18 protein-coding genes are annotated in these 18,261 nt (G+C 39.5%); 4 read left to right on the top strand and 14 right to left on the bottom strand.

All coding sequences use genetic code 11. The features are described 5' to 3' along the window. Positions 1–191 precede the first annotated feature (191 nt). Together ptsP and LKE05_RS05845 are read left to right on the top strand one after the other, a co-directional pair. Positions 192–1,856 (top strand): phosphoenolpyruvate--protein phosphotransferase, encoded by a 1,665-nt coding sequence (gene ptsP / locus LKE05_RS05850; protein WP_308456232.1) that lies wholly within the window; start codon positions 192–194, stop codon positions 1,854–1,856. A gap of 228 nt (positions 1,857–2,084) precedes the next feature. After that, positions 2,085–2,213, top strand: coding sequence for a hypothetical protein (locus tag LKE05_RS05845; protein ID WP_308456231.1), 129 nt, complete (start codon positions 2,085–2,087; stop codon positions 2,211–2,213). 137 nt (positions 2,214–2,350) lie between these two features. Here the strand turns inward: LKE05_RS05845 and groL are convergent, their stop codons facing one another. The 3 genes from groL to LKE05_RS05830 all read right to left on the bottom strand — a co-directional run bounded on the left by groL (position 2,351) and on the right by LKE05_RS05830 (position 4,858). After that, positions 2,351–3,973, bottom strand: coding sequence for a chaperonin GroEL (gene groL, locus LKE05_RS05840; RefSeq protein WP_308456230.1), 1,623 nt, complete (start codon positions 3,971–3,973; stop codon positions 2,351–2,353). Between the two features lie 20 nt (positions 3,974–3,993). Next, positions 3,994–4,278 carry a co-chaperone GroES gene (locus tag LKE05_RS05835; RefSeq protein WP_022230488.1) on the bottom strand — a complete coding sequence of 95 codons (285 nt, stop codon included), beginning with the start codon at positions 4,276–4,278 and terminating at the stop codon, positions 3,994–3,996. Positions 4,279–4,495: 217 nt separating this feature from the next. Further along, positions 4,496–4,858 (bottom strand): hypothetical protein, encoded by a 363-nt coding sequence (locus LKE05_RS05830; RefSeq protein ID WP_118446186.1) that lies wholly within the window; start codon positions 4,856–4,858, stop codon positions 4,496–4,498. A gap of 236 nt (positions 4,859–5,094) precedes the next feature. Between LKE05_RS05830 and LKE05_RS05825 the strand changes: the two genes are divergently transcribed. Continuing rightward, a complete protein-coding gene (locus LKE05_RS05825; RefSeq protein WP_308456229.1) occupies positions 5,095–7,734 on the top strand; it encodes a transglycosylase domain-containing protein in 2,640 nt (879 codons plus the stop codon). Positions 7,735–7,935: 201 nt separating this feature from the next. Here the strand turns inward: LKE05_RS05825 and LKE05_RS05820 are convergent, their stop codons facing one another. From LKE05_RS05820 to LKE05_RS05770, 11 genes are all read right to left on the bottom strand, one after another. Then, positions 7,936–8,286 (bottom strand): type II toxin-antitoxin system PemK/MazF family toxin, encoded by a 351-nt coding sequence (locus tag LKE05_RS05820; protein WP_022230485.1) that lies wholly within the window; start codon positions 8,284–8,286, stop codon positions 7,936–7,938. A 1-nt stretch (position 8,287) separates the two neighbouring features. Continuing rightward, the gene (locus tag LKE05_RS05815; protein WP_308456228.1) at positions 8,288–8,449 is read right to left on the bottom strand and encodes a hypothetical protein; all 162 of its coding nucleotides are present in this window, start codon (positions 8,447–8,449) and stop codon (positions 8,288–8,290) included. Positions 8,450–8,495: 46 nt separating this feature from the next. Next, complete coding sequence (gene alr / locus LKE05_RS05810) at positions 8,496–9,653, bottom strand: alanine racemase (protein WP_308456227.1); 1,158 nt, start codon at positions 9,651–9,653, stop codon at positions 8,496–8,498. 88 nt (positions 9,654–9,741) lie between these two features. Beyond that, positions 9,742–11,286, bottom strand: coding sequence for an NAD(P)H-hydrate dehydratase (locus LKE05_RS05805; protein ID WP_308456226.1), 1,545 nt, complete (start codon positions 11,284–11,286; stop codon positions 9,742–9,744). A gap of 3 nt (positions 11,287–11,289) precedes the next feature. Then, complete coding sequence (locus tag LKE05_RS05800) at positions 11,290–11,856, bottom strand: DUF6106 family protein (RefSeq protein ID WP_308456225.1); 567 nt, start codon at positions 11,854–11,856, stop codon at positions 11,290–11,292. A gap of 28 nt (positions 11,857–11,884) precedes the next feature. Further along, positions 11,885–12,469: an XTP/dITP diphosphatase gene (locus tag LKE05_RS05795; protein WP_308456224.1), complete on the bottom strand. Its 585-nt coding sequence runs from the start codon at positions 12,467–12,469 to the stop codon at positions 11,885–11,887. A gap of 146 nt (positions 12,470–12,615) precedes the next feature. Beyond that, a complete protein-coding gene (gltA, locus tag LKE05_RS05790; protein WP_308456223.1) occupies positions 12,616–14,007 on the bottom strand; it encodes an NADPH-dependent glutamate synthase in 1,392 nt (463 codons plus the stop codon). 19 nt (positions 14,008–14,026) lie between these two features. Next, on the bottom strand, positions 14,027–14,878 hold the full coding sequence (locus LKE05_RS05785) for a sulfide/dihydroorotate dehydrogenase-like FAD/NAD-binding protein (protein ID WP_117966948.1): 852 nt from the start codon (positions 14,876–14,878) through the stop codon (positions 14,027–14,029). 88 nt (positions 14,879–14,966) lie between these two features. Next, on the bottom strand, positions 14,967–15,860 hold the full coding sequence (locus LKE05_RS05780; RefSeq protein ID WP_308456222.1) for an RluA family pseudouridine synthase: 894 nt from the start codon (positions 15,858–15,860) through the stop codon (positions 14,967–14,969). Next, the gene (locus LKE05_RS05775; RefSeq protein WP_022229357.1) at positions 15,860–16,525 is read right to left on the bottom strand and encodes a CpXC domain-containing protein; all 666 of its coding nucleotides are present in this window, start codon (positions 16,523–16,525) and stop codon (positions 15,860–15,862) included. Before LKE05_RS05775 ends, LKE05_RS05780 begins: the two co-directional genes overlap by 1 nt. Positions 16,526–16,529: 4 nt before the next feature. After that, on the bottom strand, positions 16,530–17,810 hold the full coding sequence (locus tag LKE05_RS05770; RefSeq protein ID WP_308456221.1) for a methionine gamma-lyase family protein: 1,281 nt from the start codon (positions 17,808–17,810) through the stop codon (positions 16,530–16,532). A gap of 146 nt (positions 17,811–17,956) precedes the next feature. Between LKE05_RS05770 and LKE05_RS05765 the strand changes: the two genes are divergently transcribed. After that, complete coding sequence (locus LKE05_RS05765; RefSeq protein ID WP_022229355.1) at positions 17,957–18,256, top strand: putative quinol monooxygenase; 300 nt, start codon at positions 17,957–17,959, stop codon at positions 18,254–18,256. Positions 18,257–18,261: the final 5 nt, after the last annotated feature.

Genomic DNA, 18,261 nt, shown 5'->3' with positions numbered 1-18,261 from the left:
CTTAATTCATTTATTTTCTTATTTATACAATCTCACCAAACGAACCTTACTGTTTTTAGCAAAAATATGCACAACAATTAACAAAATAGTTCTTTTCTTTTTGTAAAAAATATTGTATAATATATATGACATAGTATGAGAATATTATATCTATATATATAAATTTCCAAATTTCAAAGGAGAAGATTATTATGATTACTATTACCGGAAAACCAGTATGCAGCGGTATTGCATTTGGGCCTGTGTTTGTTTTCAGCCGTGAGGAAAGCACAATTAAAAGACATCATATCGAAAGCAGTGATGATGAAATCGCTCGTTTTGAATCAGCACGTCAGCAGACAATCAGTGAACTTGGTATGCTTTATGATAAGGCTCTTGCCGAAGTCGGCGAGGCTAACGCAATGATTTTCCAAATTCATCAGATGATGCTTGACGACCTTGATTATATCGAATCAATCAAAAATATAATTACCGACCAGCTTATAAATGCCGAAACCGCTGTTGCACAAACTTGCGACAATTTTGTGCAAATGTTCCGTGCAATGGACGATCCGTATATGCGTGAAAGAAGTGCGGATGTCAAAGACGTTTCGGAAAGACTTATAAAAATTCTTTCAGGTAAGGACAAGGACGGTCTTGTTACGGACGAACCTGTTATAATCATTTCCGATGACCTTGCACCGAGCGAAACGGTTCAGTTCGACAAGAGCAAAATTCTCGCTTTTGTAACAGAGGGTGGCTCTACAAATTCTCATACATCAATTCTTGCAAGAATGATGAATATTCCCGCAATGATTGGTGCAAAAGGCGTTTTATCTGCCGATGCAAACGGCAAAAATGCCATTGTTGACGGTTTTACGGGTACGATTTATATTGATCCCGACGAAGCTACAATCAACGAAATGACTAAGAAAAAAGAAGAAATTGATAAGCAAAACAAACTTCTTCAACAATTAAAAGGCCGTGAGAGCGTAACAAAAGACGGTCAAAAGATTGAACTTTGTGCAAATATCGGAAGTGTTCTTGATGTCGGCAATGTTTTGAAAAACGATGCCGAGGGTATCGGACTTTTCAGAAGTGAATTTTTATATCTTGAAAGCAACGATTATCCTTCTGAAGATGTTCAGTTTGCCGCATATAAAGATGTACTTTCAAAAATGGTTAATAAACGTGTAATCGTTCGTACACTTGACATCGGCGCAGACAAGCAGGTTGATTACTTTAATATGCCGAAAGAAGAAAATCCGGCTATGGGTATTCGTGCAATAAGAATTTGCCTTCAAAGACCGGATATATTCAAGACTCAGCTTCGTGCTCTATATCGTGCATCGGTATTCGGTAAACTTGCTATTATGTTCCCTATGATTGCTTCGGAATGGGAAATCGTAAAAATACTCGAAATAATTGATGAAGTTAAAGCAGAACTTGACAGTGAGGGCATCGCTTATTCAAAGAATGTTGAACTTGGTTGTATGATTGAAACACCTGCCGCAGCGGTAATCAGTGATATTCTTTCAAAGCACCTGGACTTCTTCTCAATCGGTACAAATGACCTTACTCAATATACTCTTGCCGCTGACAGACAAAATCCCGACATAGGCAAATTCTGTGACACACATCATGTTGCAATTTTAAGACTTATTAATATGATAGTACAAAACGCTCATAAAAACGGTACATGGGTTGGAATTTGCGGCGAACTCGGTGCAGACCTTGAACTTACCGAAGCATTTCTTGCTATCGGCGTTGACGAACTTTCCGTCACTCCAAGTGCTATCTTACCTATTCGTAAAAAGGTTATTGAAACCAATGTTTCTGAAATTAAAGAAAGTGTTTTAGACAAATATTTGAACTAATTTAAAAGCAGACAAAGAAAAAAATTCTTTGTCTGCTTTTTTATGTGCTATTTACATTTATATGTCTTTTTATATACTTTGTTGAATTTTGTAATTTGTTGATATATAATACTTTTGTCGGATTAATCCGATATTAAAGGCAAACTTCATTAACGGTTTTTAACCGGCGGTTATGCCCACTTTTATATTCACAGGCTTTATGCCGAGTTTATGAAAGGGGGTATGCTTATGAAAAGTAAGCATATTGTTACATATGGCAAAGAAATTGCTATTTGCAGTTTTGATAATTATCGCTATATTGATAATTTTTACCATAAAAGCACAATAGCCGCCCTCTCACCCAGGAACGGCTATTGAATAAATAGTTCTTTTTGGGCATAACCGCTTGAGGTTTGCCTTTTTCTATTTTTATTATATAACTATAAATTAATTTTGTCAACACATAATGCAAAACACAGATTGCATTTTGCAATCTGTGTTTAATATTATTCAAATTAATACATTCCCATACCTGGATCCATCGGAGCAGCAGGAGCTGCCGGTTCAGGAATGTCTGTTACAAGACTTTCTGTTGTAAGTACCATAGACGCAACAGATGCTGCATTTTGAAGTGCACTTCTTGTAACCTTAACCGGGTCAACGATACCTGCCGAAATCATATCAACATATTCTTCAACAAGTGCATTAAATCCCTTACCTGTTTCACAAGCCTTAACCTTATCCACGATTACGCTGCCTTCAAGACCAGCATTCTTTGCAATTTGCCAAGCCGGTTCTTCAAGTGCTTTAAGTACGATTTGAACACCTGTCTTTTCATCGCCTTCGGTTTTTTCAAGTAAAGCCGCAACTGTCGGAATAACATCAATATAGCTTGTTCCGCCGCCTGCAACGATACCTTCTTCAACAGCCGCTTTAGTAGCTGCAAGAGCATCTTCAATTCTTAGTTTCATTTCTTTCATTTCTGTTTCTGTTGCCGCACCGACTTTAATTACAGCAACACCGCCTGCAAGCTTAGCAAGTCTTTCTTGTAGCTTTTCCTTATCAAATTCAGATGTTGATGCCTCAAGTTCACGTCTGATTTGTGCAACTCTGTCTGCGATTGCATTCTTATCGCCTGCACCGTCAACAATAATTGTAAGTTCCTTTTGAATCTTAACTTGCTTTGCTGTACCAAGTTGTGAAATTTGTGTATCCTTTAAATCAAAGCCAAGTTCTTCACTGATTACCTGACCGCCTGTCAAGATTGCAATGTCTTGCAACATTTCCTTACGTCTGTCACCAAAGCCCGGAGCTTTTACAGGTACGCATACGAATGTACCGCGAAGTTTATTAACGATAAGCGTTGAAAGAGCCTCACCCTCAACATCTTCAGCAATAATAACCATCTTTCTGCCTGCTTGCATAACTTGTTCAAGAAGCGGTAAAATTTCTTGAATATTTGAAATCTTCTTATCTGTAATAAGAATGTATGGGTCGTCAAGAACTGCCTCCATTTTTTCTGTATCAGTTACCATATAAGGTGTGATATAACCTCTGTCGAATTGCATACCTTCAACAATTTCAGAATATGTTTCGGCAGTCTTTGATTCTTCAACTGTGATAACGCCGTCTGCTGTTACTTTTTCCATTGCCTCTGCAATTAGCTGACCGATTTCTTCATTAGCGGCTGAAACCGACGCAACTCTTGCAATATCTTCCTTACCCTGAACTTTCTTTGCTGTAGAAAGCAACTTTTCAACTGCCGCGTCAACAGCCTTTTGGATACCCTTTCTTACGATCATAGGGTTAGCGCCTGCCGCAACATTCTTTAGTCCTTCACGAACAAGTGCCTGTGCAAGAAGTGTAGCTGTTGTTGTACCGTCACCGGCAACGTCATTTGTCTTTGTTGCAACTTCTTTTACAAGCTGAGCGCCCATATTTTCAAACGGATCTTCAAGTTCAATTTCCTTTGCGATTGTAACACCGTCATTTGTGATTAGCGGTGCACCGAATTTCTTATCAAGAACAACATTTCTGCCCTTCGGGCCAAGTGTGATTTTAACTGTATTTGCAAGTTGGTTGATACCGCTTTCAAGAGCGTGTCTTGCGTCCTGTCCGTATTTAATTTGTTTAGCCATAATAATAACCTCCTAATATATTAGTCTACTATTGCAAGTATGTCGCTTTGACGAAGAATTGTATATTCCTCACCGTCAACCTTGACTTCTGTACCTGCATATTTTGAAGTAAGTACCTTATCACCAACGGAAACTTCCATCTTAACTTCCTTTCCGTCTACAACACCGCCGGGACCTACTGCAACGATTTCAGCCACCTGTGGCTTTTCCTGTGCCTTTGAAGTAAGGATAATTCCGCTCTTTGTCGTTTCCTCTGCTTCAAGCATTTTTATAACAACTCTGTCTGCCAATGGTTTGATGTTCATTATATATTACCTCCTAAAATTTTAATCAAGTTCATTGTTAGCACTCACACTTCTTGAGTGCTAACAATGCTATTATGTTCTTTTTTGCTCTATTTAGCAAAGTCCGTTTTTTTAATTTATTGCTATATTTACTCTTATTTTCTTTATTTTTCTTTTTGTTACGCTCAATATCTCCCTTTTGGTGTTTTAACAAATTGTTCATAAACTTAATACTGCTTTAACTTACGAAGTTTTCAAACATCTGTTGTGCCTCATCAAGATTATCAAATTCAACACCTTTTTTGAGTTCATCAATATCCTCGCTCGGAAATACATTTTCGCTTATTTCTTCACTCAAAATTGCCGTTTTATTATCCCCTACACATTTATTAATTTGAAGTAAACCGTTCTCAACCTTAACTTCATATACTGTAGTTTTTACATCATTTGCATTCACCTCTTCAACCGCCGCAACCGTAGGCATAGGAGTCGGCACACTGTCGGACACACCTATTCTGCCGATAGCGTATCCGCCTCCGAAAAACAACGCTACAAGTAATACATATGACGAAACAATAAGTGTATTCTTTAAAATTTTCATAATTTATTCCTCATTTCTTTTAATATTTTTTCTTAAATTATTCCCTTTTGTCCCATTTTTATACTTTGCATAAGACTTTGAAAAATAAATGTTGCAAATTTATGCAATTTAGGATATAATTAAAGTATGCAATTATCTTTAAAGAAAGATTGAGGCTTTTAACAGCCCCGAAATCAAAGTAGACATACTCTCACATTTTGTCTACAATCTTAATAAAAAAGATAGGAGAAAATATTATGGCTGATAATAACAGAAGAAACAGACCAAGCTCCGGATATGGCTCAAATGATAATTTCAACTGGGAAGAGTATGATATGAAAACTTCGTCAGCTTCAGGCGCTCCGAGACGTCGCAGACAGGCGGCATCCACAAAACCTACAAGATCACCGCAGGCAAGTTCTTCATCATACAGAGAAGTACCGTCAAGGCGCCGAACTCAAACAACTTCCCGCAGTAAGAAAAAGCAAAAAAAGCAGCTTACTCCGAAACAGATTCAATTCAGGAAACGCTTACGGCTTACATTCTTTGTTGCGATTTTTGTGGTAGTTGTAATTGTATCCGGTATGGGCATAGGAATGTATGCCGCAGTATCACGTGAAATTAAAGATATGAATATTCAAACTCTTGCTTTGAATTATTCTTCATTTATATATTACGAAGATGCCGCCGGCAATCCGCAGGAACTTGAACAAATACAATCCGATTTTAACCGTATATGGGTAGATTCGTCGCAAATACCTCAAGTTATGAAAGACGCTATCGTTTCAATCGAGGATGAACGTTTCTACAAGCACCACGGTGTTGATATAAAACGTACACTCGGTGCAACGGGTAAATGGGTACTTTCAAAAGTCGGTATCGGCTCGTCAAACTATGGCGGTAGTACGATTACTCAACAGGTTATAAAAAATATAACCAATGAAAAAGAAAATACACCTTCGCGTAAGGTCAAAGAAATGATGCGTGCGGTTGCACTTGAAAAACAGCTTACAAAAGACGAAATACTTACAATGTATCTGAATATCGTATATTTCGCTAACAACTGTAACGGTGTTGAGGCTGCCGCAAACACTTACTTTAACAAAGACGCAAGCGACCTTACCCTTGCCGAAGCGGCATCAATCGCAGGTATAACACAGTTCCCGTCAGAATACGATCCGTTTGTACATCCGGATAAGAATATCGAAAAACGTAATCTTGTACTCGGCAAAATGCGTGAACTCGGTTATATCACAGACGCTGAATATGCAGAGGCATCAGGCAGTGACCTTGTTGTAAGCAACGCTTACAGGCAAAATCAAGGACGTATTACTTCATACTTTGTTGACCAAGTTGTAAATGACGTTATCGCCGACCTTATGACTCAAAAAGGTTACTCGGAAGATTTCGCAACCCAACAGGTATACAACGGCGGTTTGAAAATTTATTCAACAATGGATCCCGACATTCAAAATATAATGGAAGGCATATTTACCAATACGTCTAACTTCCCTTATACAGGCAAGGGTGCTCAATCGGCAATGATTATAATTGACCCTTACACAGGTAAAATCCGCGGTCTTATAGGCGGTCTTGGCGAAAAGACTGATATTCGCGGTTGGAACAGAGCCACTCAATCAAAACGTCAACCGGGTTCATCAATCAAACCGCTTTCGGTTTACGCACCGGCGGTTGATATGGGTAAAATCACAGAAGTCGATACCGTAACAGACGAAGAAATAACAATCGGCAACGACAAGTGGAAACCAAAGAACTCATACAACGACTTCTTAGGCGATATGACAATTAAAGAGGCGGTTGCACGTTCGGCAAACATTCCTGCCGTAAAGGTATTGGATATGGTCAACCTTACAAACTCATTCAACTACCTACAAAACAAATTCCACATCACAACACTTGAAGAAAAAGATAAAAACTACAGTTCTCTTGCACTCGGCGGTCTTACACAAGGTGTAACCGTTGAAGAAATGGCGGGAGCGTACTGTACATTCGTGAACAGCGGTAAATATATTAAGCCGTATACTTACACAAGAGTACTTGATTCAACAGGTCAAGTTATTCTTGAAAACACATCAAGCACAAGTCAGGCTATCAGTCCTGCGGCAGCATACATTACAGCTGATTTACTTTCGGGCGTTGTAAACAGCAGCGTCGGTACAGGTAAAGGTGCAAAGCTTGACTGCGGTATTTCAACATACGGTAAAACAGGTACAACAGACGATGACTGCGATAAGTGGTTTGTTGGTTTCACACCGTATTATGTAGGTGCTTGTTGGTACGGTTTCGATAATCCTGCATCAATTTCAGCGGCAGGTGTTTCGGGCAATCCGACAGTTACCGCATGGAATCTTGTAATGGAAAAAATTCACGAATCGCTTAACCCTAAAGAAATCACAAAACCAAGTAATGTTGTTGAGGCACAGGTATGCGAATACTCCGGTATGCTTGCAACTGACACCTGCCCTACCACAACCGCTTACTTCGTTGAAGGAACACAGCCAAAGGCATATTGTGACGCATCACACGCAAGCAGACGTAATAAACCAACGCAAACACCTCTATCAACGGTTGCACCGGTTAATACTCCAAGCGTTATGCCTACAGTAAATCCTGCGACTTCGGAAACGCACGAAAATCAAAACGGCAATAATTCAAATGCATCTTCAGGTATAAATTCGGGTTCTTCGTCAAGTACTAACAGCGGTTCTTCGTCAAGTACAAATTCGGGTACTAACAGTGGTTCTTATGATACAAATTCGGGCAGCAGTACTTCGTCAAATTCAGGCGGAACTGATTACGAACAAGGCAATACAGGCTCATCTGAAAGCGAAAATACAGCAGGCGGAGCAGAAGAAGATACTTCATCGGAAGAATAAGACAGCAAAAATGAGGCTTTTTCAAAGCCTCATTTTTTGTTACTGATTCAGATTTTATAAACAAATATACCCCTACACAAAAAAAAAGGGTTATCGGCTAAAATGCCGATAACCCTTTTTATATGTAGCCGTCTATGCTACATAACACGTTATTTTTCTATCCATATTAAAACCTCCCATATTTCGATAATTAAGAGGTTTTTAAAATCCGCCGAGTCCGAAACTTATTGACAATGCATTATTAACACTTGCCATAAGTCCGTCATCTATACGGCCTATTTTCTCTCGTAATCTTCTTTTATCAATCGTCCTGATTTGCTCAAGCAATATCACAGAATCCTTATTAAGTCCGTAATCCTTTGCAGCAAGTTCGATATGCGTAGGCATTTTCGCCTTATTAATTTGGCTTGTTATAGCCGCCGCAATCACCGTAGGACTGTATTTATTACCTATGTCGTTCTGTATAACAAGTACAGGTCTTATACCGCCTTGCTCACTTCCGACAACCGGGCTTAAATCGGCGTAATAAATATCTCCTCTTTTCACAATCAATTTACTCACACTCCGTCAGTTTTTCCTCACACAGCGAAAGACTTTCGTTATCCGCCTCCAAACACATTTGTGCCAGTTCAAGATTTATATCCGCCATTTCCTTATAACCTTTTTCAAGTTCGGCTACAAGTTTATTTTTATCGGATTTTTTGATTTGTGACAAAGCAATCAGGCCCCCTTTTTCAGTTTTCAAGATAACCGTTTATCAACTACATAAGGTAGTTTAATACCTTCACCGCCTTTCCGTCTTTTGTATAAATTCTCGGGATACGCTTACCTATTACGCATGACACCTCGTAGTTTATTGTTTCAAGCCACTCGGCCAAATCGTCAACGGTTACTCCTTCACGTCCGAATATGATTACTTCATCGCCTTTATCAATATTATGGACATTTGTAACATCAATCATACATTGGTCCATGCAAATTCTTCCGATGATAGGAACTTTTACGCCGTCAACAATCATCTTACCATGCTTTGCAAGCTTTCTTAAATATCCGTCAGCATAACCGATAGGTACTGTTGCAATTTTGGTTTTCTTATCGGTTATGTACTCTTTTCCATAACTTACCCCTCTGCCCGGTTCAACTTCTTTTATATGTGTTATTGTTGATTTTAGCGTCATTGCGGGAATTAGGTCAAGTCTTGACTTATCCACTTCGTCAGACGGATACATTCCGTACAAAATAACACCCGGACGCACCATATCAAGGTGCATTTCAGGGTACATCATTATTCCGGCACTGTTGCAAATATGCTTAATCGGAATATTAAGTCCTTTTTCTTCAAGTCTGTTGCAAACATCCATAAAACGTCCGTATTGCAAAAGTGTATACGATTTATCGTACTCGTCAGATGTTGCAAAATGTGAGAATATACCTTCAATTTCAATATAAGGCAGTTTTGATATTTTTATAATTTCGTCTACAATTTCTTCATTATTTTCTCCGGCAAGAAAACCTATACGGCTCATTCCTGTATCAATTTTGATATGAATTTTCGTAACCTTTTCTTTTCTTTCAGCCTCATAAGAAAGTGCTTTTGCAAATTCATATGTGAATACACTCGGTGTTATATCAAAATTGATTAAATCTTCAACAGCTTCTTCACCGCTTGCACCAAGTATCAAAATCGGCACGGTTACGCCACGGCTTCTAAGCTGTTTACCCTCCTGCAAAACCGCTACGGCAAGACGGTCTGCGCCGTTTTCAAGGAGCGTTTTTGCAACCTCCAAAAATCCGTGACCGTATGCATCGGCTTTTACTACCGCCATTATTTTTGCATTCGGATTTGTTATCTTTCTTATTTCCTTTATGTTATGAGCTATTGCGTCAAGATCAACCTCTGCCCAAGTTCTTTTATCCATTGTTATACTACTCCTTTTCCGAATGAAAATCGTCCACATTGCTGTGAGAGATTTAATTCAGTTCTTATTAATTATAGCATATAGCCATTTAATTTTCTACTTGTAATATTTGTCTTAAAGCACACGGAATACACTCCATAACTTTAGACGCGGTTACGGACTCGATTCCATACTTATCTTTGGCAATATCACCCGCCAAACCATGTATGTACACCGCCATAGCTGACGCAACGGTTTCGTTTATACCTCTTGATACAAGTGACGCAACCGTTCCGGCAAGCACATCACCGCTGCCGCCTGTTGCAAGACCTGAATTGCCTGTAATATTAATATATTGTTCTCCGTCCTGACCTGTTACAATCGTATGATGTCCTTTTAAAATCAAAGTGACTCCGTTTTCCTCCGCAAACTCCTTTGCGGTAACAAGTCTGTTATCCTCAATATATTCCCTCTCAAGTCCCGTTAAACGTGACATTTCAACCGTATGCGGTGTAAATATCACAGGGCAAGTGCAACTGCTTAAAGCCTTCATATTTTCCGCTACGGCATTTATTCCGTCTGCATCGATTATAACGGGAACTTTTGAATATTCAAGCACACTTTCAACAACTTCCGAAACATCGTCACATCTTCCCAACCCCGGACCTATAAGCACCGTATCAGCCTTATCCACTCGTTTTAAAATTTCATCAATCGCCCCGGCAGAAATACGTCCGTTTCTGTCGCTTAAAGGCACTGTCATAACTTCTGTCGTTTTTGCCTCCATGGCACTGTTAAGACTGCTCGGTACTGCAAGAGTAACAAGTCCGCTGCCTGTTGTAACGGCAGTTTGTGATGACAAATATGCCGCGCCTGTCATTCCGGCAGAACCTGCTATAACAAGTACCTTACCGTAATCTCCTTTCTGCGAATTGTTTTCACGTTTAGGAAAATTTGAACGCACAAATTTATCGTCAATTACGTTAATCTTCAAATTCTGTACGTCAATTATATAGTCCGGAATTGAAATATTCTTAACCGTTACCTTCCCCACATAATCAGCCGCGGGGAACATAAGCATACCGACTTTGTAAGCCGCAAAGGTCACTGTTTTGTCAGCCTTTATACATACGCCGCAAATTTCGCCGCTGTCGGAATTAATTCCGCTCGGAACGTCAACCGCCACTATATACTTTGCGTTATCGTTAATTTCACTTATAACGTCATAACTTATTCCGCGTACAGTTCCACTTATGCCTGTTCCGAAAATTGCGTCAACAATTATGTCATACGAACGCACTATATATTTCAAATCCTCTATATCGGAAATGACATCAATGTTGATATTCATTCTCTTGATTATATCAAAATTAATTTTTGCGTCGCCTTTAAATTCATTTCCGCATACCAAATAAACCGCCACATCAATGCCCATATTGTACAGATGTCTTGCGATTGCGAAACCGTCACCGCCGTTATTGCCTTTTCCGCAAAATACCGCGACCGATTTTTCCGAAAGGTTTGCAAAGTCGTTTTTTAGTTCTTCCACACAAGCCATAGCGGCATTTTCCATAAGCACAATACTCGGTATTCCGCCGATTTCACTTGCCGCCTTGTCCACACCTCTCATTTCAGAGGCAAAACACGCTTTCATATTTTAGTCCTCCATTACAAATACATTTCTCGGATTAAATCTCTTGATTGATTCAATCATCTTTGATGTAGGCTGGAACAATACTCTGTAATTTTCACTGTCTTGGCTGTAATCAACAAAGTAAACATTACCTCTCGACTTATCACCCGTAACGTCAAAAGTTTTGCTTACTGTTACATTTTTATAGTCGTGATTATGCTCGTTGTCATCGATATTCGCACAAATATTTATTTCTTTAAAGTCAAAACTCGCAATTCTTTTTCTTGCTTTCTTTGACATAATCTTATCAATATCAATTTCGCTGTTTGTAAGTATATATTCGTACTCAATATTTTGCATACTCATAAGCAAATACGCACCGTACCACGCAAATGCTATAAGCACAAGTCCGATACTAAATGAAAATGAACCGAATTGAGTGCCCGAAAGTGCAGTAGCCGTTGCAAAAATAAGTAATAGCAAAGCCAGCGATACAATAATCGCCGCAAAAATTATAACTGCGATAATCGCCTTTTGTCCGCCTGTTTTTTTCTTCTTTAGTATGTATTCCAAATATATATCATTCATCATAGCAATCTGTTACCTTTCTTATATTTATTTAATTCATTTTCTTCAACTTATCATACAGATTTTTCAATGCACGTCCGCGATGACTGATTGAATTTTTTTCTTCGTCACTGCTTTCGGCAAACGTTTTACCGAGTTCGTCAGACAAAAATATCGGATCATATCCAAATCCGTTTTCACCCTTAGGCTCTTTTGTTATCGTGCCTTTTACTTCACCCTCAGCGGTTATTTCCGTACCGTCAGGCATTATAAACGCTACCGACATCACAAACTTTGCTCTGCGGTTTTCGTTGTCGCCGAGTTCCGTTAAAAGTTTGTTAATTCTGTCCTCGTCCGTTGCATTGTCACCGGCGTATCTTGCACTTCTGACACCCGGTGCACCGCCGAGTGCCTCAACGCATATGCCCGAATCGTCCGCAAGGATAGGATAATCGCAAACCATAGCAACCGCTCTTGCCTTAATAAGTGCGTTTTTTACAAACGTGTCGCCTGTTTCTTCCGCATCAACATCAAATCCAAGCTCTTGTTGTGATACGATTCCAATGTCAAGCGGTGCAAGAATTTCTTGCATTTCTCTTATTTTTCCTTTGTTTTTTGTTGCAGCTATTACCTTCATAAGACTGCCTCCGTAATTTAATTATTTCTCTAAATATTCTACTACATATAGCGTTTTTTTTCAAGGTCTAAATAGAAAATTACACAATTTAAGTACAAAAAATGCACTCCGTAAAGAGTGCATTTTCACGACTGTCGCCGTTATTTTTATTTGCTTAGTTCTTCATCTATTGCAGCAGCTGCGGCTTTACCCGCACCCATTGCAAGAATAACTGTTGCGGCACCTGTTACAACGTCACCGCCGGCATATACATGGTCTTTTGAAGTTTTACCTGTGTCCTCATCAGCAATGATACAACCCCTCTTATTTGTATCAAGACCTTTTGTTGTCTTTCTGATAAGCGGGTTCGGAGTTTGACCGATAGCTACAACTACTGTATCTACGTCAATAACTTCTTCACTGCCCTCGATAGGAACAGGACGTCTTCTGCCACTGTCGTCAGGCTCGCCAAGTTCCATCTTGATAACTTCCATACCGCTTACCCAACCGTCCTCGTTGCCAAGAATCTTTGTAGGATTTTGAAGAAGTTTAAATTCGATACCTTCTTCTTCTGCGTGGAATACTTCTTCCGCTCTTGCAGGAAGTTCTTCCTTACCACGTCTGTAAACGATATATACGTTTTCAGCGCCAAGACGCTTTGCCGATCTTGCAGCGTCCATAGCAACGTTACCGCCGCCAAGAACCGCAACATTTTTACCTACATATACAGGTGTATCATATTCAGGGAACTTATAGCCCTTCATAAGATTAATTCTTGTTAAGAATTCATTTGCACTGTATACACCGTTAAGGCTTTCGCCCTCGATACCCATAAAGTGAGGCAGACCTGCACCTGAGCCGATATATACCGCATCAAAATTCATTTCGTCAAACAATTCGTCAACAGTAAGTGTCTTACCGATAACTACGTTAGTTTCGATGTCAACACCCATTTCCTTTAGGTTAGAGATTTCCTTTTGCACAATATCCTTTGGAAGTCTGAATTCAGGAATACCGTACATCAAAACGCCGCCTGCTGTATGGAATGCCTCGTAAATTGTTACTTCGTAACCCTTTTTAGCAAGGTCGCCCGCAACTGTAAGTCCTGAAGGACCGCTTCCTACAACTGCAACTCTCTTACCGTTTGAAACAGGCTTTTCAATTTCTTCCTTGACATTCTTCATATGCCAGTCGGCAACAAATCTTTCAAGTCTGCCGATACCGACGCTTTCGCCCTTGATACCTCTTACACACTTTGATTCACACTGCTTTTCCTGCGGACATACTCTGCCGCAAACAGCAGGAAGTGCATTTGTTTCCTTAATCTTCTTATAAGCGTTTTCAAATTCACCCTTTGCAACAAACGCGATAAATTCAGGAATTTTAACGCTTACAGGACAGCCTTGCATACAAGGCTTATGTTTACAGTTAAGACATCTCTGTGCCTCGTCTATTGCCATTTCCTCTGTATAACCTGTTGTTACTTCAAGGAAATTCTTGTTTCTTACATTAGGACATTGCTCCGGCATCGGATTTTTGTCCATTCTCATATTTGGCATATTAAAAATCCTCCCTTAATCAGTCTTGATGATTGGTTCTGCCTATTCTGCAGTGACCTTCTTTACATGATTTTTCTTCGTAATCCTTAAACATTCTGCCACGTTTCATAGCAGTATCCCAGTCAATCTTGTGACCGTCAAAGTCAGGACCGTCCACGCAAGCGAACTTTGTTTCTCCGCCGACTATTACACGGCAGCCGCCGCACATACCTGTACCGTCAATCATAACAGGGTTCATTGAAACTGTTGTAGGAATGTTGTATTGTTCTGTCAGCTTACAGACAAATTTCATCATTACAAGCGGACCGATTGCGATTACTTCGTCAAACTTTTCGCCTGCTTCGATTTCTTTTTTAAGCATATCTGTAACAAAGCCTTGATTTCCGTTTGAACCGTCGTCTGTTGCAACGATAAGTTTGTTTGAAACTTTCTTTAGTTCATCTTCAAGAATAACTAAATCCTTGTTTCGAAAACCTGTGATAACCGTTACGTCGGCACCAAGATTATGAAGTTTCTTAGCCTGCGGATAAGCTATAGCTGTGCCAAGACCGCCGCCGATAACCGCAACTTTCTTTAGACCTTCAAGCGGTGTAGGTGTTCCCAAAGGTCCGGCAAAGTCAAGAATTTCTTCTCCTTCTTCAACCTGTGCAAGGTCCTTTGTTGTCTTACCTACGATTTGTACGATAATTGTAACTGTTCCCTTTTCTCTGTCAAAATCTGCGATTGTAAACGGAACTCTTTCGCCGTATTCATCAATTCTCAAAATGATGAACTGTCCCGGCTCTGCTTTCTTCGCAACCAATGGAGCTTCAACCTCCATTAAAAAGATTTGCGGATTAAGCACATTCTTTTTAACTACTTTGTAAGCCATTATATCACCTCTTAAATTTAGTTCAATACATTAAAATATTAATACATATATGTTATCATATCATAACTTTACTGTTTTTTCAATGATTTTACGAAAGTTTTTCGATAAAAGCCCTCATATCTTCTGCCATTTCGTCTTTAAACTCCATTATTTGACCTGTAATCGGATGCGTAAAGCAAAGATAGCACGAATGTAACATCTGCCTTTTGGCAATATTATGGTTCTCCGTTCCGTAAAGCCAGTCGCCTACAAGCGGATGACCGATATATGCCATATGCACACGAATTTGATGCGTACGCCCCGTTTCAAGCTCCATTTCAAGCAATGTATACTCTCTGTAACGTTTTATAACTCTGTAATGTGTTACGGCTCTCTGTCCGTCAGGTGCCACAATTCTGTTTATAACACTTCCGTCGGCACGTCTGATCGGTGCGTCAACCGTCCCGTCATGTTCTACATCACCGCACACGATACACATATATTTTCGTTTCAATTCTTTTTTCTGTATTTCTTCACCCAATCTTGCGTGTATGTACGAATTTTTTGCAACAGCCATAAGTCCCGAAGTATCTTTATCAAGACGGTTTACCGCACGAAAAACTCTTTCCTCGCCCTTGCTTTTGTAATAATACATCACACCGTTTGCAAGCGAATTTTCGTAATTTCCCATTGACGGATGAGTCGGCATATTCGGCGGTTTGTTTATAACAAGCACGTCCTCGTCTTCATACACAATATCAAGCGGAATATCGGTAGGCACAATATTTTCGGACGCAGTATCACGAATTGTTATTTTTAAAATATCGCCCTTTGCCACAAAATCCACAACACGTCTGTGTTCGCCGTTTACCTGTATTCCCTCTTTGTATTTCTTCAAGTCCTTAATCAGATTGGTTGAAATTTTAAAATGCCGTTTTAAAACAGTCGTTATATTCGCTCCGTCATATTCTGACGGAATTTCATATTCAAGTACTCTGTCCATCAGTTGTTAAACCCGTTTAAAAGTCTTGTCGCATATGATGCGTCAACCATTTCCCAACCGAAACTGTACGGTTTCATACCCGATTCAAGAAGTTGTTTATGAATTGTGTCATATGTTTCTTTAGGCACTTTTGATGTGTATGTTTGATTTTCGATTGTGTCGTATATCATAAATTCTATCACTTCATCCTGACACTTTCCGAAACGGCAAACTCTCTGCTCCGCCTTTTCCAAGTCCTGCGACAATACCATAAGTTTTATAACCTCCATAGTCTTGTCGTTCATATCGTTATCAAAGATAAGAATTTTTTCAAGCAATTCATTATAATCGGTTACAAAACGTAAATTATACCCCTCAAGTTTGTCAAGTTCGCCCGATTCTTTTGACGATTTCTGAACATTGTCAAAAAGCTGACTTTTCAAAACAACATCGTCACACGGTGAAAATGAAATCATAAGACGCTTATCTTCATCGTGATAAAGCATAGGTGTAGGCATAAGTGCCGAGTACGAACAAGACGGACAACGGAACATATTCACCTTACCCGTAAGCAAGTCATGCTTTAAATCTTCACTGTCCTTAACCGTAATCGAATTCCATACAGTAACTTCACTCATTTGACTGCACTTTGGGCATTTTACATTTTGCTTTAAATTAAGACTCATATTTTTATTCCTTTCTAAGCATTTTATCAGCAGCAACCATTATTCCGAGTTTTGCGCTTTCGTATGTCAAACCGCCTTGCATATATGCAATGTACGGCGGTTTTATAGGTGCGTCAGCCGATAATTCTATCGACGCACCCTGTACAAACGCACCTGCCGCCATAATTACCTGTGACGAATATCCCGGCATATCCCAAGGTTCAGGTGTAACAAAGCTGTCCACCGGTGCACCTTTTTGTATTCCCTGACAAAATGCTGTAACTTTATCGGGATCACCGAATTTTATTGATTGAATTATATCGTGTCTGATTTCGTTAGGTTTTGGGTCAACCTCAAAGCCGAGTTTCTCAAATACCGCCGAGCAAAGTACTGCGGCTTTTAAAGCCTGTGACACAACGTGCGGTGCCATAAACAAGCCTTGATACATCTGTCTGTTAAAACCGAGTGACGCACCTGCCTCCTTGCCGATTCCGACAGAAGTAAGACGGTATGCACAAAGCTCTACATACTTCTGTTTACCTGCAATATATCCGCCGGTCGGAGCAAGTCCGCCGCCCGGATTTTTTATAAGTGAGCCTGCTATAAGGTCTGCACCGTATGCGGTAGGCTCTTCCGTTTCGACAAATTCACCGTAACAGTTGTCAACTATACAAATAGTTTCAGGCGAAATTTCCTTTACAAATTCTATAAGTGCGCCTATATCCTTTGCACTGTATGTCGGACGCCAGCCGTAACCCTTTGAACGCTGTATTGTAATGGCTTTTACATTCATATGTGTAAGAGTAAATTTAATCTGTTCAAGGTCAGGTGTTCCGTCATGCTTTAAATCAATCTGAACATATTTTACGCCGAAATCTTTAAGTGAGCCGTTACCCGCCTCACCTTGTATTCCGATTACTTCTTCAAGCGTGTCATACGGCTTGCCCGTTATCGAAACAAGTATATCATTCGGTCTTAAAACAGCAAAAAGTGCGGTTGAGATGGTATGCGTACCAGATATGAAATTGTGACGTACAAGTGCGTCCTCCGCACCCATAATATCCGCATATACTCTGTCAAGCGTATCTCTGCCCAAATCGTCATAACCGTAGCCTGTCGTAGCAACAAAGTGACTGTCAGATACACGATTATCCGCAAATGCTTTCATAACTCTAAGCTGATTTATTTCACAAATATTCTCTATATGCTTAAACTGCTCCTTGATACTCTCCTCCGCCTCACTTACCAATTTAAGCGTCTTGTCCGATATACCGAAATTATCTTTTATAAATTTATTCTTATCCATAAGTAAATATGTCCTTTCAAAGCTTTATACTAACCTATTAATTATATCACTTATAATTTTTTCCGTCAATCATTATTTATTGGTCTTGTAAAAATTGCACTAATATGGTATAATAAAAATATCTATATTAAGGAGTTGAAATTAATATGATTACTATAATAGCAAAATTCAATGTACTTAACGGCAGTGTTGACGAATTCAAAAAATGTGCTGTCAATGTAGTGCGTGATACACGCAAGGAAAAAGGCAATCTTGCGTACAAGATATACCAAAGCAGAGAAGATGCAACAAAATTTACATTCATCGAAGAATGGCTTAACGACACTGCAATAGAGCAGCACAACAATGCAAAGCATTTTCTTCAATTTCTTGAGGACATCAAACCGCTTACAGATGGTGACGTTCAAATCGAACAGCTTACAAAAGTACCGTCTGTATTTTGCTGATTGAG

It is taken from the genome of Hominilimicola fabiformis (assembly GCF_020687385.1).
GTDB lineage: Bacteria > Bacillota > Clostridia > UBA1381 > UBA1381 > Hominilimicola > Hominilimicola fabiformis.
The sequence above is the reverse complement of the archived record's forward strand: the minus strand, read 5'-3'. Positions and strand labels throughout refer to the sequence as shown.

What these genes read in the sequence shown, in the direction of transcription:
- ptsP (WP_308456232.1), top strand. Translation starts at nt 192, where the DNA reads ATGATTACTATTACCGGAAAACCAGTATGCAGCGGTATTGCATTTGGG.
- LKE05_RS05845 (WP_308456231.1), top strand. Translation starts at nt 2,085, where the DNA reads ATGAAAAGTAAGCATATTGTTACATATGGCAAAGAAATTGCTATTTGC.
- groL (WP_308456230.1), bottom strand. Translation starts at nt 3,973, where the DNA reads ATGGCTAAACAAATTAAATACGGACAGGACGCAAGACACGCTCTTGAA.
- LKE05_RS05835 (WP_022230488.1), bottom strand. Translation starts at nt 4,278, where the DNA reads ATGAACATCAAACCATTGGCAGACAGAGTTGTTATAAAAATGCTTGAA.
- LKE05_RS05830 (WP_118446186.1), bottom strand. Translation starts at nt 4,858, where the DNA reads ATGAAAATTTTAAAGAATACACTTATTGTTTCGTCATATGTATTACTT.
- LKE05_RS05825 (WP_308456229.1), top strand. Translation starts at nt 5,095, where the DNA reads ATGGCTGATAATAACAGAAGAAACAGACCAAGCTCCGGATATGGCTCA.
- alr (WP_308456227.1), bottom strand. Translation starts at nt 9,653, where the DNA reads ATGGATAAAAGAACTTGGGCAGAGGTTGATCTTGACGCAATAGCTCAT.
- LKE05_RS05805 (WP_308456226.1), bottom strand. Translation starts at nt 11,286, where the DNA reads ATGAAAGCGTGTTTTGCCTCTGAAATGAGAGGTGTGGACAAGGCGGCA.
- LKE05_RS05800 (WP_308456225.1), bottom strand. Translation starts at nt 11,856, where the DNA reads ATGATGAATGATATATATTTGGAATACATACTAAAGAAGAAAAAAACA.
- LKE05_RS05795 (WP_308456224.1), bottom strand. Translation starts at nt 12,469, where the DNA reads ATGAAGGTAATAGCTGCAACAAAAAACAAAGGAAAAATAAGAGAAATG.
- gltA (WP_308456223.1), bottom strand. Translation starts at nt 14,007, where the DNA reads ATGCCAAATATGAGAATGGACAAAAATCCGATGCCGGAGCAATGTCCT.
- LKE05_RS05785 (WP_117966948.1), bottom strand. Translation starts at nt 14,878, where the DNA reads ATGGCTTACAAAGTAGTTAAAAAGAATGTGCTTAATCCGCAAATCTTT.
- LKE05_RS05780 (WP_308456222.1), bottom strand. Translation starts at nt 15,860, where the DNA reads ATGGACAGAGTACTTGAATATGAAATTCCGTCAGAATATGACGGAGCG.
- LKE05_RS05775 (WP_022229357.1), bottom strand. Translation starts at nt 16,525, where the DNA reads ATGAGTCTTAATTTAAAGCAAAATGTAAAATGCCCAAAGTGCAGTCAA.
- LKE05_RS05770 (WP_308456221.1), bottom strand. Translation starts at nt 17,810, where the DNA reads ATGGATAAGAATAAATTTATAAAAGATAATTTCGGTATATCGGACAAG.
- LKE05_RS05765 (WP_022229355.1), top strand. Translation starts at nt 17,957, where the DNA reads ATGATTACTATAATAGCAAAATTCAATGTACTTAACGGCAGTGTTGAC.